The sequence below is a fragment of the Paractinoplanes rhizophilus genome, from assembly GCF_042664765.1.
Classification (GTDB): Bacteria; Actinomycetota; Actinomycetes; order Mycobacteriales; family Micromonosporaceae; genus Actinoplanes; species Actinoplanes rhizophilus.
The window spans coordinates 23,260-44,722 of sequence record NZ_JBHTBJ010000008.1; the positions used below are offsets into that span (position 1 = coordinate 23,260).

The window sequence follows — 21,463 nt, forward strand, 5'->3', positions numbered from 1 at the left end:
CGACCGGTCAGAGGACCCGGTGCACCCAGCCGAACGGGTCGGCCGCCCGCCCCCGCTGGATGTCGACCAGCTCCTTGCGCAGTCCCATGGTGACCTCGCCCGGGCCGCCGTCGGCGACGGTGAACTCGAAGTCGGGGGACTTGACCGTGCCGATCGGGGTGATCACCGCCGCGGTGCCGCAGGCGAACGCCTCGCGGATGCGCCCGGAGGCCGCTCCCTCGCGCCACTCGTCGATGCCGACCGGGCGCTCCTCGACGCGCCGGCCGGCCCGGCCGGCCAGCTGGATCACCGAGTCGCGGGTGATGCCGGGCAGGATCGTGCCGGTCAGCGGCGGGGTGGCCAGGCTGCCGTCGTCCATGATGAAGAAGACGTTCATGCCGCCGAGCTCGTCGATGTACTTGCGCTGCACGGCGTCGAGGTAGACGACCTGGTCACAGCCGTTCTCCATGGCCTCGGCCTGGGCCGAGAGGCTGGCCGCGTAGTTGCCGCCGCACTTGGCCGCGCCGGTGCCGCCGGGCGCCGCCCGGGTGTAGTCGGGGCTGACCCACACCGAGACCGGCTTGACCCCACCCGAGAAGTACGCGCCCACCGGGGACGCGATGACCAGGTAGAGGTACTCCAGCGCGGGGCGCACGCCGAGGAAGACCTCGCTCGCGTACGCGAACGGGCGAAGGTAGAGGCTGCCCTCGTCGCTCTGTGGGATCCAGTTCCGGTCGATCCGGATGATCTCGCGCAGCGACTGCAGGAACGCCGCCTCCGGCAGCGCCGGCATGGCCATCCGCTTCGCGGACTGGGCGAACCGGGCCGCGTTGGCGTCCGGGCGGAACATCGCCACGCCGCCGTCGGCCATCTTGTACGCCTTCAGGCCCTCGAAGATCTCCTGCGCGTAGTGGAGCACCGCGGAGGCGGGGTCGATCGAGATCGGCGCTCGGGCCTCGACCCGGGCGTCGTACCAGCCCTTGCCCTCGGCGTACCGCACCGTGACCATGTGATCGGTGAAGACGCGGCCGAACCCGGGGTTGACCAGCAGTGCGTCCCGCTCGGCCGGGCTTACCGGCGCCGCGTTCGGACGGATCTCGAAGTCGAGGTTGTCACCACCACTCATGGCGAATAGACCTGCCTATCTGGAAAGAATGAGGGCACGCGTCAGCCGCAGTGCCATGAAGATACCCCGAACGGCCGTTAAGACAACGGGGCCGAAGTGACCGAGCAGTAGGGCGTGGCCCGGCAGCGCGGTCTAGAGCGCGGACGCGACCCGGTCGCCGACCTCGGCGGTGCGCACCGGCGCGCCCGCGCCGCGGGACGCGACCTCGGCCGCCACCGCCTCGGATACTCGGCGGGCCTCGTCGTGGTGGCCCAGGTGCTCGAGCAGCAGCGAAGCGGAGAGGATCGCGGCGGCCGGGTCGGCGATGCCCTGGCCGGCGATGTCGGGCGCGGAGCCGTGGACCGGCTCGAACGTCGACGGGTACTTGCGCTCCGGGTTGACGGAGCCACTGGCCGCCATGCCGATGCCGCCGGTCACGGCCGCGGCGATGTCGGTGACGATGTCACCGAAGAGGTTGTCGGTCACGATCACGTCGTACCGCTGCGGGTTGCTGACCATGAACATGCAGGCCGCGTCGACATGCTGGTATTCCGTGGTGACCTCGGGGAACTCGGCGGCGACGGCGGCGAACGTGCGCGCCCAGAGGCTGCCGGCGTTGGTGAGGACGTTGGTCTTGTGCACCAGCGTGAGGTGGCGGCGCTCGCGGCGCTGGGCGCGGGCGAATGCGTCGCGGACGACCCGCTCGACGCCGTGCCGGGTGTTGAGGCTCTCCTCCGTCGCGATCTCGGCGGGGGTGTCCCTGTGCAGGACGCCGCCGGCGCCGACGTACAGGCCCTCGGTGCCCTCGCGGACCACGACCATGTCGATCTCGCCGGGCTTCAGGCCGGCCAGCGGGCTGGTGGTGCCGGGCCAGAGCTTGGAGGGGCGCAGGTTCACATACTGGTCGAAGTCGAAGCGGAGCTTGAGCAGCAGGCCGCGCTCGAGCACGCCCGGCGGGACGCTCGGGTCGCCGATCGCGCCGAGCAGGATGGCGTCGTGGCCGGCCAGCTCGTCCTCCACGGACCGGGGCAGGACCTCGCCGGTGCGGGTGTAGAAGCGCGCGCCGAGGTCGTAGTCGTGGAACTCGGCGCCGGGGAGCACCGCCTCGATGACCTTGCGAGCCTGCGCGGTCACCTCGGTCCCGATGCCGTCGCCGGCCACCACCGCGATCCGCGCCACGCTCACGTCATGCTCCCTACGACTCGAAAGCCCCAGGCTAGCCCCGCGTCCCGATCTTCGGTAAGCCGGTCTCAGCAAATGAGCGCCGGGGAAAGGAACAGCCCCCGCACCGCGGCAATTCGGTGCGGGGGCTGTTGCGACGAGTACGCGTGGCTCGGTCCCGCCGATACACATGGCGCACAAGAACGGGCAGCGTCACCCGAAGACGAGCCCGACCGGCGCCGTGTGGCACGGACAACGCTAGCGATGCGGACTAAAGACGCGCAAGACGCATCCCCCGCGTGTCGGCGGCATAGTTCCGGCGAGTCGCGCTCGGTGATGGCACCATGCGCCGGTGAGTTTCGACCTAGTGGTGTGGGCGATGGACCGGACGGACCCGCCGGACGCGGTGCGGGCCGCCAACGCGCGGTGCGCGCGCGGAGAACACCCGCAGCGCCCGGCCGACCCCCGCGTCGTCGCCTTCTATGACGCCCTGACCAGCGATTATCCCGACCGTGGCCCGCGCGCGTCGGCGGCCGGCTCGCCGTGGGCACAGGCCCCGCTGCACGCCGCCGCCGATCACATCGAGATGCGGCTCGACGAGGACTGCCCGGACGAGGTGCTCGAGACGATCGAGCGGCTGGCCGCCGAGCTCAACCTCGACCTGCTGGACCTGCAGGACGGCACCGTCTATCCGCCGCCGGCGCGGGTTCGCTAGCCGGCGATCTGGCCGGCGGCCCGGCCTCAGCGGTGGTTGAACGGCGCCACGGCCTCCCGGCTGCGGGCCGTGCCCTCCGGCCCCAGCAGCTCCTCGCAGACGCGGATCAGCCGCGTCCGCAGCGCCGCCGCCCGGCGGGCGAACTCCCGCTGGCGGGCCACGTACTCGGCCTTGCCCTCGGGCGTCTCGATCTTCACCGGCTGGTAGCCGTACGACGTCAGGTCGTAGGGGCTGGCCTGCATGTCGAGCAGCCGGATGTCGGCCGCCAGCGCGAAGCAGTCCAGCGCCAGCGCCCCGGGCACGGCGGGCCCCAGCTTTTGCGCCCACTTGTGCACGTCCATCGCCGCGTGCAGGCAGCCGGGCTGGTCGAGGTCGACCTGGGTGGCGCGGGTCGGCTGCAGGCGGTTGAGGCCGACCGCCTCGGGCGTGAAGAAGCGGAACGCGTCGTAGTGGGTGCACCGGATCGGGTGCTGCTCGACGACCCGATCGGTCTCGGCCTGGCCGAGGCGCAGCGGCAGCGGGTGGCGGTGCTCGGGCGAGCGATACACCATCGCCCACTCGTGCAGGCCGAAGCAGCCGGAGAACACCGGCCTCGACGCCGTCGCGGTGAGCAGGCCGTGGATGTAGCGGACGCTCTCGCCGCGGGCGTGCAGGAAGGCGTCCTGGTCGAGGGTGACCACGCCGTCGGGGTACGTCATGTAGAACTTCCACGACGCGTGCTCGGCCACCCCGCTCGGGGCGGGGGAGAGGCCAGTCCCGATGCCGGGATGCCACCGGCGCAGCTGGGCCGGCCGGGTGCCGTAGTAGTCGTAGAGGAAATCCTCGATCGCGTGCTTCTCGCCGGTCGCGCGGCGGGCGCGGTGGCCCGCGGTCATCTCGTCGGCGCGCTCGGCGTGGGCGCGAGCGAGGGGTATCCAGGTGACCGAGGGCAGCGTCGTGGTGAGCGCCCTCACCTGCTTGGTCCCCATCGCATCAGCGTATCCAGCCGAGGCGACCAACACGATCACCGTTAGGCGCGAATGAGCTCGGCCACCGCTTTCGGCGCGCTCAGATCCGGGGCATTGTGGTCGAATTCGGGTGTCACTATCATCTGCGCACGCGGGATCGTCTGCGAGAGCACATGCAAAACCTCCAACAGGTACGCCGGGGAGCGCCCGCCGCCGAGCAGCAGGGCCGGCGCGGTGACCGCGGAGTAGCGGCCGCCGTCCGAGTCGAGTTCCACGGCGACGTGGAATTCCGGCGGAACTGTCGGCAGCAATTCACGGGTCGCGCGGCCCTCGGACGTGAGGTGCTGCATCGCCCAGACGACGCCCACCATGGCCGGCCCGGACGGCATCATGTCGAGCGCGTGCAGAAAGTGGACCATCGCCCGCGCGTCGTGCCCGTCGGCCAGCAACTTCTCGTACCGGGGCAGCCAACCGCCGGGGAGCGAGCCGTTGATGCTGGTCGCCGGCTCGTACACGATCACGCGGTCCAATGCCGTCCGGAGCGCTGCGTGCAGCGCGACCAGCCCGCCATAGCTGTGCCCGAACACCTGCCGGGACTTGGTCTCCTCGAGCACCTCGAGCACGTCGGTGATCTCGGCGTCGAGCCCGTAGCCGTCGCCCTGTGCGGGGCTCTTGCCGCGACCGCGCCGCTCGATGACATGCACCGTGTACCGGTCGGCCAGCGCGTCGGCCAGCGACTGGTAATGGCGGGCGCGCCGGGTGGTGCCGGGGATGACGACGAGCCCGGGACCCGTCCCGGTGGTCAGAACATCGACAGAAGCCATACTCAGGAATGTAGTACACCTACTACAACTTTGATACTGTGCTGGACATGGGAGGAATGACTTTGACGGGGGCGCTTGATCTCGGCACCGGCGTGCCGGGCGGCGAGCGGGTCATCGACGTCCGTGACCTGCGGATGCGGTACGGGGCCAAGGACGTGCTCTCCGGCGTGAGCTTCGACGCCCGGCGCGGCGAGGTGCTCGCGCTGCTCGGTCCCAACGGGGCCGGCAAGACCACCACGATCGAGATCCTCGAGGGGTTCCGCATGCGCTCGGCCGGCGAGGTCAGCGTGCTCGGCATCGACCCGGCGAGCGCCGGCGAGCGCTGGCGCGCCCGCATCGGCGTGGTGCTGCAATCCTGGCGCGACCACGGCAAGTGGCGGGTGCGAGAGCTGCTCAAGCACTTGGGTACGTATTTCGCGCCGTACTCCACCGACCGGATCCGCCGCCCGTGGCCGGTCGACGACCTGCTCGACGTGGTCGGCCTGACCGCGCAGGCCGACCAGCGGGTGATGCGGCTCTCCGGCGGCCAGCGCCGCCGGCTCGACGTGGCGATCGGCATCGTCGGCCGTCCCGAGCTGCTCTTCCTAGACGAGCCGACGGTCGGCTTCGACCCGGCGGCCCGGCGCGAGTTCCACGACCTGGTGCACCGGCTGACCGATGTGGACGACACCACGATCCTGCTCACCACCCACGACCTCGACGAGGCGGAGAAGCTCGCCGACCGCATCGTGATCCTGGCGGCCGGCCGGATCATCGCGGACGGCTCGGCCGACCAGCTCTCCCGCCAGGTCGCCGGCGAGACCGAGATCCGCTGGACCCGCGACGGCCAGCGCTTCGTGCACTCCGCGGTCGACGCGACCCCGTTCGTCCGCGAGCTCTTCCGGCAGTACGGCGAGGACATCGCCGACCTCGAGGTGCGCCGCAACAACCTGGAGGACACGTACATGAAGCTGGTCCTGGAAGCGGAGGGCGGCACCCGATGAGCTCGATCTCGGTACTCCGCGCCGGGGTGGCCCGCGGCGGCATCGAGCTGCGCCAGACGCTGACCACGCCGAACGACCTGTTCGCCTACTTCTTCCCGGTGGTCATCCTGCTCGGGGCGATCTTCTTCATGCGGGACGCCCACGTGCCGGGCACCTCGTTCTCGCTGGGCGCGAGCACCCTGCCCAGCGTGCTCGGCATGGGCCTGGCGTTCGGCGGCCTGCTCACCGTCTCCCAGCAGCTCGTGGTCGAGCGCGAGGACGGCACGCTGCTGCGGGCCAAGGCCACGCCAAACGGCATGACGGCGTACCTGATCGGCAAGGCCGTGGTGGTCGGCGGGATGACGGTGCTCAGCATGCTGCTGCAGCTCGTGCCGGGGCTGTTCCTGGTGAGCGGCCTGCACGTGAGCGCGACCGGCTGGCTCACCCTGGCCTGGCTGATCCCGCTGGCGTTCCTGGCCACCATGCCGATCGGCGCGGTGATCGGCTCGCTCTTCGAGAACCCGCGCAACATGGGGCTCGTCGTCCTGCCGATCTTCGGGTTGGTCGCCATCTCCGGCATCTTCTATCCGATCAGCGCGATGCCGGGCTGGGTGCAGGGCGTCGGGCAGATCTTCCCGATGTACTGGCTAGGGTTGGGCATGCGCTCGGTGTTCCTGCCCGATTCCCTGGCGGCCGTCGAGCTCACCCACTCCTGGCGGCATCTCGAGACGTTCGGCGTGCTCGCGATCTGGGTCGTGCTCGGCCTGACGCTGGCGCCGGCGATCCTGCGGCGGATGGCGCGCCGCGAGTCCGGCTCGGCGGTCGCGGCCCGGCGCGAGCGGGCGCTCACCACGATCGGGCGCTGAGGGCGCTGAGGGAGAGATGGGCACGAGCGAGGTCACGTACAACCGGATCGCGATGCTGCGCGCGGAGCGCGGCATCTCGCGGCGGCAGCTCGCCGACGCCCTGGGTGTCCACTACCAGACGGTGGGCTATCTGGAGCGCGGCGAGTTCAGCCCGAGCCTGCACCTGGCCCTGCGGATCTGCGCGTACTTCGAGGTGCCGGTCGAGGTGGTCTTCTCGCTCGATCCGTTCCCGCGGCTGGGCGCGGAGTCGAACGGGGCGTCCCGACCGGCGTAGATTTCGGGTGAGCCTTCTACAGATAGGGATGTCACCCGTGCGTTTCGCCCGTTTTGTCCATGCCGGTGGAGTGTCGTTCGGTGTCGTCGAGGGCAATGAGCAGCAAGGCCTCACCATCGCCGAGATCGGCTCGCTGCCGTTCGAGAAGGTGCAGTTCACCGGGCAGCGCTGGGCGCTCGCCGACGTGCGCCTGCTCGCCCCGATCTTCTCCAGCAAGGTGATCGGGGTCGGCCGCAACTACGCCGACCACGCCGCCGAGTTCGGCAACGAGGTGCCGACGGAGCCGCTGATCTTCATCAAGCCCTCCACCTCGGTGATCGGTCCCAACGACGCGATCCGGCTGCCGCCGCAGTCCCAGCGGGTCGAGGAGGAGGCCGAGCTCGCCGTCGTGATCGGCGCGACCGGCGCGCGCCGGGTCGACCGGGCCGGCGCCGAGCGGGCGATCTTCGGTTACACGATCGGCAACGACGTCACCGCGCGCGACCTGCAGCGCAGCGACCCCCAGTGGACCAGGGCCAAGGGCTTCGACTCGTTCTGCCCGATCGGCCCGTGGATCGTCACCGACCTCGACGTGAGCGACCTCGAGATCCGCTGCGAGGTCGGCCGCGACCCCGCCAACCTCGAGGCACGCCAGATCGGCCGCACCAAGGACATGGTCTTCGACGTGCCCACCCTGGTGTCGTACGTGTCGCACGTGATGACCCTGCTGCCCGGCGACATCATCCTCACCGGCACCCCGGCCGGGGTCAGCGAGCTGACCGCCGGCGACACCTGCTCGATCACCATCCAGGGCATCGGCGAGCTGCGCAACACGGTGGTGTCGCTGGAGTGACCAAGGTCCTGGTCACCGGCGCCACCGGCAACATCGGGCGGATGGTGGTCGACGAGCTGCTGGCGGCGGGCGCCGACGACGTACGCGCGCTGACCGTCGACCCGGTCCGGGCCGCGCTGCCGGACGGGGTCGAGGTGGCGCGCGGCTTCCTCGGCCGCCCGTCGACGCTGCCCGCCGCGTACGCCGGGGTGGATGTGCTCTATCTCGCGCCGCACCTGCCGACGGTGGCCGAGGCGTGCCGGCTGGCCGCCGCGGCCGGGATCGGCCGGATCGTCGACCTGGCCGGTCCCAAGGGCGCGCACTGGCAGGCCGTCGAGGACGCGGTCGAGGCCTGCGGCGTGCCGTTCACCCACCTGGAACCGGGCGAGTTCATGGCCAACGCCACGCTCTGGGCCCGCCAGATCCGGGCCGGCGACGTGGTGCTGGACACGTGCGGCGACGCGGCGAACGCTCCGATCGCCCAGGAGGACGTGGCCGCGGTCGCCGCCCGGGTGCTCCTGGAGGAGGGCCACGAGGGCCGCTCGTACGAGCTGACCGGTCCCGAGGCGCTGTCGCGGCGGCGGAAGGTCGCGCTCATCGGGCAGGCGCTCGGTCGTGACCTTCGCTACGTCGATCTTCCCCGCGAGGAGGCGATCGAGGAGCTGTCGAAGGACATGGGCGAGCACGCCGCCTGGTACGTCGATGGCCAGGCCACGCTCGTCCAACACCCCCAGCAGCCCGTCGCCACGGTCGCCGAACTTACGGGCCGACCTGCGACAACGTTCCTCGAGTGGGCGACGCGGAACGCCGACCTCTTCCGGGACCGGTAACCCGATTTGTTGGCCCCGAAGTGGTCAGGTAGAGTTCTCCTTCGGCGCGGCAAGCCGGGCCAAATGGGGTATGGGGTAATTGGCAGCCCGACTGATTCTGGTTCAGTTAGTCTAGGTTCGAGTCCTGGTACCCCAGCGCTACCGCTCCTGCAAAGGAGGGTGGAGCTGGACTTCTGATAGAGTTCGGCCCGCCGCTGAAGCAGAGCGGAAGCAAAAAGCAAGTCCATGGCCCCGTCGTCTAGCGGCCTAGGACGCCGCCCTCTCAAGGCGGTAGCGAGGGTTCGAATCCCTTCGGGGCTACGTTCTGGGTGACCCCCGTCAGCACAGTGCGCTGACGGGGGTCACTTCGTATATCTGCCTGGGGGGCCGAGCCCCCCAGACCCCCACGGTGCGGATAGTTGCGCTCCTGGGTGGTTGCGCTTCTGGTGGTTGCGCTTCTGGTGGTTGCGCTTCTGGTGGTTGCGCTTCTGGTGGTTGCGCTTCTGGTGGTTGCGCTTCTGGTGGTTGCGCTTCTGGTGGTTGCGCTTCTGGTGGTTGCGGCTCCTGGTGGTTGCGCTCCTGGTGGTTGCGCTCCTGGTGGTTGCGCTTCTGGTGGTTGCGGCTCCTGGTGGTTGCGCTCCTGGTGGTTGCGCTGCTGGGTGGTTGCGCTCCTGGTGGTTGCGCTCCTGGGTGGTTGCGTTGCCCGGGGTTACGGGTGGGTTCGATTAAGTTCGATGTTGGCTTGCGGGTCGGCATAATGTCCCGATGGCTGACATTGCGGTCCGCCGGGTCGATCTCGGCTACTTCGTTCGGCCCGCCGCGGAGACCGGCACCGGTCAGTGCCGGGTCGAGCCGGTGCTGGGATATCTGATCGAGCATCCGGGCGGCGGGCGGGTGCTGGTCGACACCGGCATGGGCCGGCATCCGGAGGTTGACGCGCACTATCGGCCGCGGCGGGTGCCGCTGGCGGCGGCGCTCAGGACCGCGGGAGCCGACCTCGACGACATCGACTACGTCGTCAACTGCCATCTCCACTTCGACCACTGCGGCGGCAACCCGCTGCTGGCCGGCCGGCCCGTCTTCGCCCAGCGCGCCGAGCTGGCGCTGGCCCGCGGCGCCGATCACACCCTGCCCGAGTTGATCGACCACCCCGGCGCCCGGTACGAGGAGCTGGACGGCGAGGCCGAGATCCTGCCGGGAGTGGTGATTCTGCCGACGCCCGGCCACACCGCGGGCCACCAATCGGTGCTGGTGACCCGCGGCGATGGCACGATCGTGGTGGCCGGGCAGAGCCACGACAACGCGACGCTGTTCACCGGCGACGTGCTGGCCCAGCACTCGGGTGTCGGCCATTACCCGGCCTGGCTGCACCGGATCCTGGCCTTCGACCCCCGGCAGGTCGTCTTCGCTCACGACAACGCGGTCTGGGCCCCCGGCACGAGCCAGGTCAGCGCGCCCTGAGGGAACGCCGCCGAGATCTCGGCGCGCCCCTCGTGGAAGTGTGACCAGCCCTCGTAGTGCACCGGCACGATGGTCCGCGGCCGGATCGCGGAGCACAGCCGCACCGCGTCCCGCCCGGTCATGGTGAACCGGGCCGGCCGGTGCGGCCGAACTGCACCTTGCCCAGGTGCAGGACCGCGATGTCCACATCGAACCGATCGGCCACCTTCAGGACCCCGGGGAAGACCACGGTGTCTCCCGAGATCCAGACGGTCTCCGACGAGGCCCGCAGCGCGAACCCCGTCGTCGGCCCGACGATCGGCACGGCCCAGGCGGGCCCGTGCCGCGACGGCGTCGCGGTGATCTCCACGTCGCCGACCTTCGTGGACTCCCACGGGCGAAGGCCGGAAGCGCCGAGCCGGCGGGCTCCGGCCGGCGTGGTGATCACGCGGGGCACCGTGGACAGCAGCGCCCGGCCCGCATCGTCCAGGTTGTCGGCGTGCTGGTCGTGGGTCAGCAGCACGGCGTCGATCCGGCCGAGGTCGGCGACCGCGAGCGCCGGGCCGGCGGTCTTCCGCGACGACGTGCCCCAGCCGAAGGAGTAGCGGCGGCCGGGGGCGTCGAAGGTCGGATCCACCAGCAGCCGCACCCCGTCCAGCTCCAGCAGCGTGGTCGGCCCGCCGATATGGGTGATGTTCATTTCGCGTGGGCGAGGGCCCAGTCGAGGACCTCGTCGGCGATCTGCTCCCAGCCGTTCTGGGCCGGCAGCAGGTGGGCGTACTCCGGGTACTCGCGCCGCTCGGTGATCGTGTTCGACTTGTAGTGCTTGCAGTTCGACTCCTGGACCGCCGGCGGCATGATGTGGTCCTCCGAGCCCGAGACGAACAGCAGCGGCGCCCGGTTGTCGTTGTGGTAGTCGACCCACGTGTCCTGGTGCCCGGGCTGGAAGTTGGCGAGCACGCCGCCCCACAGGATCCCGCCGCTGGCCGGGATGTGGTACCGCTCGTAGAGCGCGCGGGCCTCGTCCTCGGGGAACGTGTTGGTGAAGGCGTACTTCCACTCCTCGAAGCTGAGCCCGATCGCCTTGTGCCGGTTGGCCGGGCTCCTCAGCACCGGGAAGGTGGACTTGAGCTGGGACAGCGGCACCACCCGGACGCCCTCGGTGGGCGCCGAGTTCATCGCCACGCCGGCCGCGCCGAAGCCGTGGTCGAGCAGGATCTGGGTGAACGCGCCGCCGGCCGAGTGCCCGATGATGATCGGCGGCTCGGGCAGGGCGCGGATCGCCTCCTCGTAGTGCGCGATGATGCCCGGGACAGTGAGGTTCACGATCGGGGCCGGGTCGGCGTTGAGCGCCTCCACTTCGACCTCGAAGCCCGGGTACCCCGGCGCGATGACCCGGTGACCCTTGGCCTCGTAGTGCGCGATCCAGTTCTCCCAGCTGCGCGGGGTGACCCAGAACCCGTGGACCAGAACGATCGGTTTCATGCGTCGACGCTAAACAGGGGCGGCTACCGATGGCGTCCGTATAACTACGCAGTTCGCAGGGCGCGGGACAGCTCGCCACGGGAGCGGATGCCCAGTTTCGGGTAGATGCGGGAGAGATGCGTGGTGACCGTGCGCGGCGAGAGGAACAGCCGATCGGCGATGTCCTTGTTGCTCAGGCCGTCGGCGGCGAGCCGCGCGATCTGAAGCTCCTGCGGGGTGAGGCCCTGGGCCGCCTCCGCCGGGCGCCGCAGCGTCTCGCCCGACGCGCGCAGCTCGGCGCGCGCCCGGTCGGCCCAGGCGGTGGCGCCGAGCGCGTCGAAGGTGTCGGCCGCCGCCCGCAGCAGCGGCCGGCATTCCGCGGCACGGCGCTGCCGCCGCAGCCACACGCCGTAGGCGAGCTCCAGCCGGGCCCGCTCGAACGGCCACTCCACGTCCTCGGCCAGCGCCTCGGCGAACGACTCGGCCGAGTCGCCCAGCACCGCCCGCGCGAAGCGCAGCCCGGCTAGCAGCGCCGGGGAGCGGCCCGCGCCCAGCGGCGCCATCTCGCCGGCCAGCCGCCGCAACTCGTCCAGCTCGCCGCAGCCGAGCGCCGCCTCGGCCAGGAACCCGAGGAGCATGAGCCGGGTGTGCCCATGGTGCCCGGCGTCGGCCGGATCGTAGACCCGGCGCAGCTCGCGGAAGGCCTCCCCGGGGCGGCCGGCCGCGAGCGCGGCGGTGCCGCGCACCTGCCGCACGAGTGCCAGCAACGGATGCCGCCCGCCCGGCATCAGCACCGCCTCGGCCTGATCGGCATGCCGGTGCGCGGCTGCCACGTCCCCGCGCAGCGCCTCGGCGAAGCCACTGACGATCCACGCGGTGGGCAGCCAGTTGCGCTCGCCGGACTCGGCGACGAGTTGCTCGCCCTCGGCGGCCAGGCCGAGCGCGGTCCGCGCGTCGCCGAGGTGTGCGGCCTGCAACGCGTGGCTCACCAGCGACTTGGCCAGCAGCCCGATCCGGCCTTGCGCGCGCAGCTCGACCTGCGCGGCGGCGTGGAACGAGACGCCGAGCGAGAACGCGCCGATCGCGCCGGCGCCCAGGCCCAGCTCGAACAGCTCGCGCGGGTTGGCCTCGCCGGAGGTGCGCAGCGTCCGCATCTGCTTGAGGCAGAAGGCGCCGCGGGCCACCGGCGCCACCTGCGCGAGCACCGCGACCAGCCGCGGATCGCCGGGCGGGACGCCGACGCTCTCGGCCGCCGCCAGCAGGCGCCCGGCCGTCTCGGGATCGGGCACCGTCCAGTAGACGCGCAGGCAGATGGCGAGCAACGACTCCAGCGCCATGTCGGTGTCGCCCTCGCGGCACATTGTCTCGACCGCTTCCACGAACGACGCGAACCGGTCGCCGCCGCTCCAGCCGGTGCCCAGGAAGACCTCCCGGAGCAGGCCGTGCCAGGCCCGGTCGGTGGCACTCAGCCACTGCTCCGGCACCTCGGCGAGCAGACGGACCACCGTGGCCGGGTCGCCCTGCTCCGCGGCCGCGTTGGCGGCGGCGAGCAAGCGTCCGCCCCGGGCACCGGGCTCGGCGCTGAGCCGGGCGGCCCGCTCGAAGGCCTCCACCGCGATCGTGGCGGCCTGCCGGTGCTGGGCTCGGCGCGCGGTCTCGGTCAGCTCTCGGGCCAGCGCCTCGTCGGCGCCGGCCGCCGCGGCCGCCCGGTGCCAGACCCGCCGCTCGGGGTCGGCGACCGTGCCGGCCAGGGCGGCGTGCGCCCGGCGGCGCTGCGCCACGGTCGCCGCCTGGCGCAGGGCCGAGCGCAGCAGCGGATGCCGGAACCGGACCCGGAACTGATCGTCCACCCGCACCAGCCGGGTGGTGACGGCCGGCTCGATGTCGTCGGCGACGACCGGCGCGCCGGTCATCCGGGCGCAGGCGCCGATCAGCTCGTCGAAGTCGTCGCCGTCGTCGAGCGCGGCCACCAGCAACAGGCCGCGGGTGATCGGCGGCAGCTCGGCGACCAGGCCGGCGAAGGTGCGCTCGAGCCGCTCGCTCAACGGCAGCCGGGCGGGCAGCAGCGCGGCGCCGCCGCCCCGGGAGGCCGCCATCCCCAACTCCACCAGGCCGAGGGGATTTCCGGCCGCCTGCTCGAGCACGCGCGCGGCCAGCACCGGACTCAGGCCGGGCGCGACCGCGGCGAGCAGGGCCGCGGAGTCGTCCGGGCCGAGTGATTCGAGTCTCCGTTCGGCGAGGCCGGCCGCGGCCAGCCGGCCGCTGACGTCGTCGCCGTCGCGGGCGGTCAGCACGATCGCGATCGGGTCGGCACCGAGGCGGCGGGCGGCGAAGGCCAGGGCGGCCCAGCTCGCCTCGTCGAGCCACTGCACGTCCTCGACGGCCACCAGCACCGGGTCGCCGGCCGCGCCGAGCGCCTCGAGCAGCGCGGTGGCCAGGCGGTAGGGCTGGGTCGCGGGGCCGGTCGGCAGCGCCAGCGCCCGGGTGAGCCGGTCCAGTCCGGCGTACGGGATGAGGACCTCGGCCTGCACGCCCGCCGTGCCCAGAACCCGGAATCCCCGGCCGCCGGCCGCGGCGGCGGTCTGCTCCAGCAGCGCCGACTTGCCGATGCCGGCCTCGCCCCGCAGGACCAGGGCGCCACCGGTGCCGGCGCAGGCCGCGTCCAGCAATGCGGTCAGGGCCTCGATCTCCGCCCGGCGGCCCCGGATCACGGTCTTACAAGCCGGAGAGGCGCTGCCCGGCGCGGACCACGGCCATCGCGTGGCGCTCGCCGGGGCGGCGGCCCAGCCGCTCGATCGGGCCGCTTATCGAGATGGCGGCGATCACCCGGCCGGTGCGGTCCCGGATCGGGGCCGAGACACTCGCCACACCGGGCTCGCGCTCGGCGACGCTCTGAGCCCAGCCGCGGCGGCGCACCTCGGCCAGCGTGCGGCCGGTGAACTTGCACCGCGGCAGCAGCGGCATCACGGCCTCGGGCGGCTCCCAGGCGAGCAGGATCTGCGCGGCCGAGCCGGCCGTCATCGGCAGCACCGAGCCGACCGGGACGGTGTCGCGCAGGCCGCTCGCGCGCTCGGCCGCCGCGACGCAGATGCGCTCGTCGGCACGGCGCAGGTAGAGCTGCCCGCTCTCGCCGGTCGCGTCCCGCAATGCGGAAAGCAGCGGCTCGGCCGCGGTCAGCAGCACGTCCGGCGCGGCGTTCGCCAGCTCGCCCAGCCGGGGGCCCGGACGCCAGCGGCCCTGGGTGTCCCGGACCAGCATCCGGTGGATCTCCAGGGCCTGGGCCAGGCGATGTGCCGTCGCCCGGGGCAGCTTCGTACGGTCGACGAGCTCGGCCAGACTGGCGCCGTCGACACATGCCGCCAGGATGACTACCGCCTTGTCGAGAACGCCGACACCGCTCATACTGTGTCCCACAAGCCGAAACATACCTCCCAGAATTTAGGATGTCCAGATGGTGGGAGTCACTCCGAAGCCGCGGACCTTGGCGGAAAAGGTCTGGGACGACCATGTCGTGCGGGCTGCCGATGGCGAGCCCGACCTGCTCTACATCGACCTCCACCTGCTGCACGAGGTGACCAGCCCGCAGGCCTTCGACGGCCTCCGGCTGGCCGGTCGCCGGGTGCGGCGCACCGATCTCACGCTCGCGACCGAGGATCACAACACCCCGACCGGGTACGCGGATCCGGCGTTCAACAACCGCCGCGGCGAGCTCCTCACGATCGCCGACACGGTGTCGCGCACCCAGATCGAGACGTTGCGCAAGAACTGCGCCGAGTTCGGCGTGCAGATCCGCCCGCTCGGCGACGTCCAGCAGGGCATCGTGCACGTGATCGGCCCGCAGCTCGGCCTCACCCAGCCCGGCCTGACGATCGTCTGTGGCGACTCGCACACCGCCACGCACGGCGCATTCGGCGCGCTGGCCTTCGGCATCGGCACCAGCGAGGTCGAGCACGTGCTCGCCACCCAGACCCTGCCGCAGGCCAAGCCCAAGACGATGGCCGTCACGGTGGTCGGCGAGCTGCGCCCCGGCGTCAGCGCCAAGGATCTGATCCTCGCGCTCATCACGCAGACCGGCACCGGCGGCGGCAACGGCCACATCGTGGAGTACCGCGGCGAGGCCATCCGCAAGCTCTCGATGGAGGGCCGGATGACCATCTGCAACATGAGCATCGAGTGGGGCGCCAAGGCCGGCATGATCGCGCCGGACGAGACCACGTTCGCCTACCTCCAGGGCCGCGAGCACGCGCCCAAGGGCGAGCAGTGGGACGCCGCGGTCGAGTACTGGAAGACGCTGGTGACCGACGAGGGCGCCGAGTACGACACCGAGATCATCCTGGACGCCTCGGCGGTCAGCCCGTTCATCACCTGGGGCACCAACCCGGGCCAGGGCGCGCCGCTGGACGCCGCGGTGCCCGACCCCGAGGAGTTCGTCGAGGAGACCGACCGCAACGCCGCCCGGCGCGCGCTGGAGTACATGGACCTCACGCCCGGCACGCCGTTCCGCGACGTCCCGGTCGACGTGGTCTTCGTGGGCTCCTGCACCAACGGCCGCCTCGAAGACCTGCGCGCCGCCGCCGATGTGCTGCGCGGCCACAAGGTGCACGAGGGCGTCCGCATGATGATCGTGCCGGGGTCGTACCAGGTGCGCGAGGCCGCCGAGGCCGAGGGCCTCGACAAGGTCTTCACCGAGGCGGGCGCCGAGTGGCGGTTCGCGGGCTGTTCGATGTGCCTGGGCATGAACCCCGACACCCTGAGCCCGGGCCAGCGGGCCGCCTCCACGTCCAACCGCAACTTCGAGGGCCGGCAGGGCAAGGGCGGGCGCACCCACCTGGTCTCGCCGCAGGTCGCCGCCGCCACCGCCGTGGTCGGCCGGCTCGCCGCCCCGGCCGACCTTTGATCTGGCCGATCTGTGACAGGAGTTTCTTGATGGACAAGTTCGTCAGCCACCGCGGCAAGGTCATGCCGCTGCGCCGCTCCGATGTGGACACCGACCAGATCATCCCGGCGGTCTATCTGAAGCGGGTCACCCGCACCGGATTCGAGGACGGTCTGTTCAGCGCCTGGCGCGACGACCCCTCGTTCGTGCTCAACAATCCGGCGCACGCCGGCGCCACGATCCTGGTCGCCGGGCCCAACTTCGGCACCGGTTCCTCGCGCCAGCACGCGGTCTGGGCGCTGCGCGACTGGGGCTTCAAGGTGGTCGTCGCCGCCCGCTTCGGCGATATCTTCCGGGGGAATGCGCTCAAGGAGGGTCTGCTGCCGGTCCAGCTCGACCAGAAAGCCGTCGAGGCGCTCTGGGACATGGCCGAGAGCGAGCCGGAAAAGCAGATCACGGTGGACCTCGAGGGCCGTCAGGTGCGCGTGGACGACGCCGCCTGGTCCTTCCCGATCGACGATTTCAGCAGGTGGCGGCTCATGGAGGGCCTCGACGACATCGGACTGACGTTGCGCCACGAGGACGCCATCACGGCGTACGAGAAGGGCCGTCCCGCTTTCAAGCCGGCTCTCGCCTGAGGCTTCAAAACGCTTGCCAGAGCACGAAATTCCGCCCCCGCCGCATCTCCGGCGGGGGCGTTTTCGTTGCAACACAAGGGATTTTTTTGCCCTAATGTTTGTGTCTGCTGGTCAGAGGGCATACGGTGCGCGCAGAATGGCTCGCATTGGGGCCAATGATGCTTGTTCGCGACGGTGGAGGCGGAGTGCCGGACTCAAGCACGGTGCGGCTCGTCGCCGGTCGGGAACCAGCACCATCTCACGTTCGGGAGGATTTACCGTGAACAAGGCCGAGCTCATCGAGGCGCTCGCCGCCCGACTGGGAGACCGCAAGACGGCGACGGCGGCGCTGGATGCGGTCATCAGCGAGGTGCAGAACGCTGTCACCAAGGGCGACAAGGTAGCCATCACCGGCTTCGGCTCCTTCGAGAAGCGGGTGCGCAATGCGCGTACCGCGCGCAATCCGAGGACCGGCGAGACGGTGAAAGTGAAGAAAACGTCGGTGCCCGCATTCCGGCCCGGCACGGCCTTCAAGGACATGGTCGCGTCCGGAAAGGTCGCCAAGGCGGCCCCCGCCAAGAAGGCGGCGACGACCGCGGCGGCGAAGAAGACCACCGCCACGAAGGCCACTCCCGCCAAGACCGCCGCGGCTGCCAGGACGACGACCGCGGCCAAGAAGACGACGGCGACCAAGGCGGCGCCGGCCAAGAAGACGGCCACCACCGCGACCAGGGCGGCGGCGGCCAAGAAGACGACCGCCACGAAGGCCGCTCCGGCCAAGACCGCGGCGAGCAAGACGGCCGCGGCCAAGAAGACGACCGCCACCAAGGCCACCGCCACCAAGACCGCCGCCACCAAGGCGACCGCCACCAAGGCTCCGGCCAAGACGGCGGCGAGCAAGACGGCGGCGGCCAAGAAGACCACGGCGGCCAAGGCGACGCCGGCGAAGAAGACGGCGACCGCCACCAAGACGGCGGCGGCCAAGAAGACCACCGCCCGCAAGACCACGACGGCCGCCGCGGCGGCCACCCCGGCGCGTGCCCGGGCCAACACGTCGGCGTCCCGCAAGACCCGCTGACCGAGCCGTACGCCGCGCAGGCGGCGCGTTGGGCGTCCACCCTTCGGTGGACGCCTTTCGTGTCTTCAGGCGCGGATGCGGCGGCTCTGCCTACCGTCCGGGAATGCAGCGAGAAGCGGAACCTCGGGGGCTGGTCGGGCGGTCGCTGGTCGCCGCCGGGCTCTTCGCGGTCGCCGTGGTGCCCGGATGGACGCTCGGCGACCTGACCGAGTCGTGGACCGGCAACGGGTTGCTCGACTGGCTGGTCACCTGCGCCTGGTCGGGCCTCGCGGTGCGGGTGCTGGCGCCGTGGGGGTCCTACCGGGCGCGGGACGGCTGGCTCGGCGTCGTCCCGCTCTACGGCTGGTACCTCACGTGCGTGCTGTGCTGGCGGGTCGCGCTGTTGCCCTACCGGGACTGGGAGCCGCGCGAGGAGGAGCTGTGGCGGGCGCGCTGGCTCACCGGCGACCGGCTCGGCCTGTGGCGGGCGGACCCGCCTAGATCCGCGATGCGTCCAGCAGTCGGTCACCGGACCAGGTGAGCAGCCAGCCGTCGCCCTTGGGCGTCTTGTAGGGCGCCGGGTCGGACTCGTCGCACAGGGTGGCCAGCATCGTGGGCATGACCTTGCCCTGGCTGCAGATCACCGGCACGCCCGCGCCGCGCAGCTCGAGCAGGCGCTGCGCGCCGAGCTTTGCCCGGGCCGGGGCCTCGTCGATGTCCGCCGGCTCGGCGAACGCGCCGTCCTGCACGATCGGGACGCCGCCGAGCAACGCCGCCAACGGCTCCAGCGTCTGCTTGCACCGCAACGGCGTCGCCGCGACCAGCCGGTCGGGCCGCAGCAGCGCCAGCACCCCGCCGATCTGCTCGGCCTGCTCGCGGCCCCGCTCGTCGATCGGCCGCAGGGCGTCGTTGCCCTTCCACTCCTTGCGCTCGCCGGCGTGGGCGTGCCGCACCAGCGCCACCATCGACGTGATCGGCGGCAGGCCGGCGAGGCGGGCGAGCAGGCCGCGCTCGTCGTCGTAGCTGAGCCGGGCCGCGGCCGCGCCGGGCGGCAGCCACGCGATCTCGTCGACCTCGGACGTGTCCCGCACCGGGCCGTCCTCGCCCAGGCGCATCAGCCAGTAGTCGACCGTCTTGGGAGTGCCGTCCGGCAGGTCGTACGCGAGCGTGGGCAGCCTCAGTTGCGGGATGCCGGCGCAGCCGGTCTCCTCGGCCACCTCGCGGGCCGCGCCGGCCAGCGGGTGCTCGCCGGCGTCCAGCTTGCCCTTGGGCAGCGCCCAGTCGTCGTAGCGGGGACAGTGCACGAGACAGATCTCGACGCCGTCGCCGGCCGGGCGGTAGAGCACGCCGCCCGCGGCCCGAACCACTTCCGGCATCAGGCCGCCTTGCCGATGACGCGGCGCAGCAGCGCCTCCTGCAGGTGCATGTGCTGGTCGGACGGGCCGTACTGGCGCCGGTGCCAGGTGCCGTCGCCGTGCAGGTCCCAGCCCTCGCTCTCGTCGCTCATCGACATCTCGAGGACCTGCCGCAGGTCGCGCTGGGCCGACGGCAGCGTCACCCGCACCAGCGCCTCGACCCGGCGGTCGAGGTTGCGGTGCATGAGGTCGGCCGAGCCGATCCAATACTCGGCGTCGTCGCCGGGGCCGAACCGGAACACCCGCGAGTGCTCGAGGAAGCGGCCCACGATCGAGCGGACCCGGATGTTGTCGGACAGGCCTGGCACGCCCGGGCGCAGCGCGCACATGCCGCGGATGATCAGATCGATCCGCACGCCGTCCTGGGAGGCGCGGTAGAGCGCGTCGATGGTCTCCTCGTCGACCAGTGAGTTCACCTTGAACTGCACGAGCGCCTCGCCGCCCTCGCGGGCGATCGTGGCCTGCCGCTCGATGCGCTCGATCAGTCCGGACCGGACGCCGTGCGGCGCGACCAGCAGCCGGCGGTACGACCGCTGCCGGCTGTACCCGGTCAGCACGTTGAACAGGTCGGTGACGTCCGCGCCCACCTCGGGATCGGCGGTGAGCATGCCGAAGTCCTCGTACAGCCGCGCCGTCTTGGGGTGGTAGTTGCCGGTGCCGATGTGGCAGTAGCGGCGGATCTGGTTGCCCTCCTGGCGCACCACCAGCGCGGTCTTGCAGTGCGTCTTGAGGCCGACCAGGCCGTACACCACGTGGCAGCCGGCCCGCTCCAGCGTGCGGGCCCAGGCGATGTTGGCCACCTCGTCGAAGCGCGCCTTGACCTCGACCAGCACCACCACCTGCTTGCCGGCCGCGGCCGCGTCGACCAGCGCGTCGACGATCGGCGAGTCGCCGGAGGTGCGGTAGAGCGTCTGCTTGATGGCCAGCACGTTGGGGTCGGCGGCGGCCTGCTCGATGAAACGCTGCACGCTCGTCGAGAACGAGTGGTACGGGTGGTGCACCAGGATGTCGCTCTCCCGCAGGCGGTTGAACACGCTGCGCGGCACCTCGCCGTCGGCCAGCTGCGGGTGGGTGGACGGGACGAACGGGCGGTCCTTCAGATCGTCGCGGTCGGTCTCGCCGAACACCTGCCACAGCGACGACAGGTCGAGCAGGCCCGGCACGCGCAGCACGTCCTGGGAATCCATGTCGAGCTCGCGGCAGAGGGTGTCGAGCACGTGGTCGCTGATCGAGGCGGCCACCTCGAGCCGTACCGGCGGGCCGAAGCGGCGCTGCGCCAGCTCGCGCTCGAGCGCCTGCAGGAGGTCCTCGTCGCGGTCCTCGTCGACCTCGAGCTCGGCGTTGCGGGTCACCCGGAACAGGTGCCACTCCTGGATCTGCATGCCGGAGAAGAGCTGGTCGAGGTGGACCGCGATGAGCTCCTCGACGGGCAGGAAGCGCACCGCCCGGCTGTCGTTCTGCACCGTGACGAAGCGGGGCACGTTGTTGGGCACCTTGATCCGGGCGAACAGCTCGGAGTGGCTGTCCTCGGGGTCGCGCAGGACCACGGCCAGGTTGAGCGACCGGCTCGAGATGTACGGGAACGGGTGCGCCGGGTCGACCGCGAGCGGGGTCAGCACCGGGAAGACCTGCTCCCGGAAGTAGGTGCGCATGCGCTCGCGCTCGGCCGGGCCCAGCTCGCCCCAGCTGACCAGCTGGATGCTCTCGGCCGACAGCTTGGGGCGCACCTCGTCGGTGAAGCAGGCCGAATGGCGGGTCACCAGGTCGGCGGTGCGCTCGCTGATCATCTCGAGCTGGTTGCGCAGCGACGAGCGGTCGCCGCCGCGCATCGGCAGGCCGGCGCTGAGCCGCCTTTTCAGCCCGGCGACGCGCACCATGTAGAACTCGTCGAGGTTGCTGGCGAAGATGGCCAGGAACTTGGCCCGTTCGAGCAGCGGCGTGTTCGGGTCCTCGGCCAGCGCCAGCACGCGCGCGTTGAAGTCGAGCCAGGACAGCTCACGATTGAGGAAGCGGTCCTCGGGCAGCTCGGGCGCGCTGTCGGACTCGAAGACCTCGTCCGTCGCCGGCGCCTCGGTGGTCTCGATGTCGGTCATGCGGCGCTCCGTCGATCGCTGCGGCTGGTGCTGGTCGGTACTGCTTTC

General features: G+C 71.5%; 21 protein-coding genes, 2 tRNA genes and 1 pseudogene. 13 read left to right on the forward strand and 11 right to left on the reverse strand.

Translation table 11 applies throughout. The features are described from left to right. Positions 1–7 precede the first annotated feature (7 nt). Together ACFQS1_RS13795 and ACFQS1_RS13800 are read right to left on the reverse strand one after the other, a co-directional pair. Positions 8–1,105: a branched-chain amino acid aminotransferase gene (locus ACFQS1_RS13795; RefSeq protein ID WP_378967775.1), complete on the reverse strand. Its 1,098-nt coding sequence runs from the start codon at positions 1,103–1,105 to the stop codon at positions 8–10. Between the two features lie 132 nt (positions 1,106–1,237). Next, complete coding sequence (locus ACFQS1_RS13800) at positions 1,238–2,269, reverse strand: 3-isopropylmalate dehydrogenase (RefSeq protein ID WP_378967777.1); 1,032 nt, start codon at positions 2,267–2,269, stop codon at positions 1,238–1,240. A 355-nt stretch (positions 2,270–2,624) separates the two neighbouring features. Here ACFQS1_RS13800 and ACFQS1_RS13805 point away from each other — a divergent pair, with 355 nt between their 5' ends. After that, the gene (locus ACFQS1_RS13805) at positions 2,625–2,960 is read left to right on the forward strand and encodes a hypothetical protein (protein WP_378968190.1); all 336 of its coding nucleotides are present in this window, start codon (positions 2,625–2,627) and stop codon (positions 2,958–2,960) included. Between the two features lie 26 nt (positions 2,961–2,986). Here ACFQS1_RS13805 and ACFQS1_RS13810 read toward each other — a convergent pair whose 3' ends face one another. Both ACFQS1_RS13810 and ACFQS1_RS13815 read right to left on the reverse strand, forming a co-directional pair. Continuing rightward, the gene (locus ACFQS1_RS13810) at positions 2,987–3,928 is read right to left on the reverse strand and encodes a 3-methyladenine DNA glycosylase (RefSeq protein WP_378967779.1); all 942 of its coding nucleotides are present in this window, start codon (positions 3,926–3,928) and stop codon (positions 2,987–2,989) included. 41 nt (positions 3,929–3,969) lie between these two features. Beyond that, the gene (locus ACFQS1_RS13815) at positions 3,970–4,731 is read right to left on the reverse strand and encodes an alpha/beta fold hydrolase (protein ID WP_378967781.1); all 762 of its coding nucleotides are present in this window, start codon (positions 4,729–4,731) and stop codon (positions 3,970–3,972) included. Between the two features lie 56 nt (positions 4,732–4,787). Here ACFQS1_RS13815 and ACFQS1_RS13820 point away from each other — a divergent pair, with 56 nt between their 5' ends. The 8 genes from ACFQS1_RS13820 to ACFQS1_RS13855 all read left to right on the forward strand — a co-directional run bounded on the left by ACFQS1_RS13820 (position 4,788) and on the right by ACFQS1_RS13855 (position 9,914). Further along, positions 4,788–5,714 carry an ABC transporter ATP-binding protein gene (locus ACFQS1_RS13820; RefSeq protein ID WP_378968192.1) on the forward strand — a complete coding sequence of 309 codons (927 nt, stop codon included), beginning with the start codon at positions 4,788–4,790 and terminating at the stop codon, positions 5,712–5,714. Then, positions 5,711–6,559, forward strand: coding sequence for an ABC transporter permease (locus tag ACFQS1_RS13825; RefSeq protein WP_378967783.1), 849 nt, complete (start codon positions 5,711–5,713; stop codon positions 6,557–6,559). Before ACFQS1_RS13820 ends, ACFQS1_RS13825 begins: the two co-directional genes overlap by 4 nt. A gap of 16 nt (positions 6,560–6,575) precedes the next feature. Continuing rightward, positions 6,576–6,833 (forward strand): helix-turn-helix transcriptional regulator, encoded by a 258-nt coding sequence (locus tag ACFQS1_RS13830; protein WP_378967785.1) that lies wholly within the window; start codon positions 6,576–6,578, stop codon positions 6,831–6,833. A 37-nt stretch (positions 6,834–6,870) separates the two neighbouring features. Beyond that, on the forward strand, positions 6,871–7,665 hold the full coding sequence (locus ACFQS1_RS13835) for a fumarylacetoacetate hydrolase family protein (protein WP_378967787.1): 795 nt from the start codon (positions 6,871–6,873) through the stop codon (positions 7,663–7,665). Next, entirely contained in the window at positions 7,662–8,474 is an 813-nt protein-coding gene (locus ACFQS1_RS13840) for an NAD(P)H-binding protein (protein WP_378967790.1), read from the forward strand. The genes ACFQS1_RS13835 and ACFQS1_RS13840 overlap by 4 nt, the downstream gene beginning before the upstream one ends. 64 nt (positions 8,475–8,538) lie before the next feature. Then, positions 8,539–8,610 (forward strand) — tRNA-Gln (locus tag ACFQS1_RS13845). Between the two features lie 91 nt (positions 8,611–8,701). Next, a tRNA-Glu gene (locus ACFQS1_RS13850) sits at positions 8,702–8,774 on the forward strand. A gap of 444 nt (positions 8,775–9,218) precedes the next feature. After that, positions 9,219–9,914 carry an N-acyl homoserine lactonase family protein gene (locus ACFQS1_RS13855; RefSeq protein ID WP_378967792.1) on the forward strand — a complete coding sequence of 232 codons (696 nt, stop codon included), beginning with the start codon at positions 9,219–9,221 and terminating at the stop codon, positions 9,912–9,914. On the opposite strand, the gene ACFQS1_RS13860 is transcribed toward ACFQS1_RS13855, so the two are convergent. The 5 genes from ACFQS1_RS13860 to ACFQS1_RS13880 are packed head-to-tail and all read right to left on the reverse strand — an operon-like array spanning position 9,863 to position 14,759. Beyond that, positions 9,863–10,036, reverse strand: a complete 174-nt coding sequence (locus ACFQS1_RS13860) for a hypothetical protein (protein WP_378967795.1) — start codon at positions 10,034–10,036, stop codon at positions 9,863–9,865. The two genes, ACFQS1_RS13855 and ACFQS1_RS13860, sit on opposite strands and share 52 nt — an antisense overlap. Then, positions 10,033–10,593 (reverse strand): MBL fold metallo-hydrolase, encoded by a 561-nt coding sequence (locus ACFQS1_RS13865; protein WP_378967797.1) that lies wholly within the window; start codon positions 10,591–10,593, stop codon positions 10,033–10,035. The genes ACFQS1_RS13860 and ACFQS1_RS13865 overlap by 4 nt, the downstream gene beginning before the upstream one ends. Next, positions 10,590–11,378, reverse strand: coding sequence for an alpha/beta hydrolase (locus ACFQS1_RS13870; RefSeq protein WP_378967799.1), 789 nt, complete (start codon positions 11,376–11,378; stop codon positions 10,590–10,592). Before ACFQS1_RS13870 ends, ACFQS1_RS13865 begins: the two co-directional genes overlap by 4 nt. Before the next feature lie 44 nt (positions 11,379–11,422). Then, positions 11,423–14,068, reverse strand: coding sequence for an AAA family ATPase (locus ACFQS1_RS13875; RefSeq protein ID WP_378967801.1), 2,646 nt, complete (start codon positions 14,066–14,068; stop codon positions 11,423–11,425). Positions 14,069–14,072: 4 nt separating this feature from the next. After that, on the reverse strand, positions 14,073–14,759 hold the full coding sequence (locus ACFQS1_RS13880; protein WP_364292830.1) for an IclR family transcriptional regulator: 687 nt from the start codon (positions 14,757–14,759) through the stop codon (positions 14,073–14,075). A gap of 49 nt (positions 14,760–14,808) precedes the next feature. Between ACFQS1_RS13880 and leuC the strand changes: the two genes are divergently transcribed. The 4 genes from leuC (at position 14,809) to ACFQS1_RS13900 (ending at position 18,448) form a co-directional block, all read left to right on the forward strand. Then, on the forward strand, positions 14,809–16,254 hold the full coding sequence (gene leuC, locus ACFQS1_RS13885) for a 3-isopropylmalate dehydratase large subunit (RefSeq protein ID WP_378967804.1): 1,446 nt from the start codon (positions 14,809–14,811) through the stop codon (positions 16,252–16,254). Positions 16,255–16,283: 29 nt separating this feature from the next. Then, positions 16,284–16,871, forward strand: a complete 588-nt coding sequence (gene leuD, locus ACFQS1_RS13890; RefSeq protein ID WP_378967806.1) for a 3-isopropylmalate dehydratase small subunit — start codon at positions 16,284–16,286, stop codon at positions 16,869–16,871. Between the two features lie 259 nt (positions 16,872–17,130). Then, the gene (locus ACFQS1_RS13895) at positions 17,131–17,928 is read left to right on the forward strand and encodes an HU family DNA-binding protein (protein WP_378967808.1); all 798 of its coding nucleotides are present in this window, start codon (positions 17,131–17,133) and stop codon (positions 17,926–17,928) included. A gap of 103 nt (positions 17,929–18,031) precedes the next feature. After that, positions 18,032–18,448 (forward strand): hypothetical protein, encoded by a 417-nt coding sequence (locus ACFQS1_RS13900; protein WP_378967810.1) that lies wholly within the window; start codon positions 18,032–18,034, stop codon positions 18,446–18,448. Here the strand turns inward: ACFQS1_RS13900 and ACFQS1_RS13905 are convergent. Then, on the reverse strand, positions 18,405–19,283 hold the full coding sequence (locus tag ACFQS1_RS13905) for an NUDIX hydrolase (RefSeq protein ID WP_378967813.1): 879 nt from the start codon (positions 19,281–19,283) through the stop codon (positions 18,405–18,407). The two genes, ACFQS1_RS13900 and ACFQS1_RS13905, sit on opposite strands and share 44 nt — an antisense overlap. Beyond that, positions 19,283–21,391 (reverse strand): annotated as a pseudogene (locus ACFQS1_RS13910) (RNA degradosome polyphosphate kinase); the annotation flags it as partial. The gene ACFQS1_RS13905 and the pseudogene ACFQS1_RS13910, both read right to left, overlap by 1 nt. Positions 21,392–21,463: the final 72 nt, after the last annotated feature.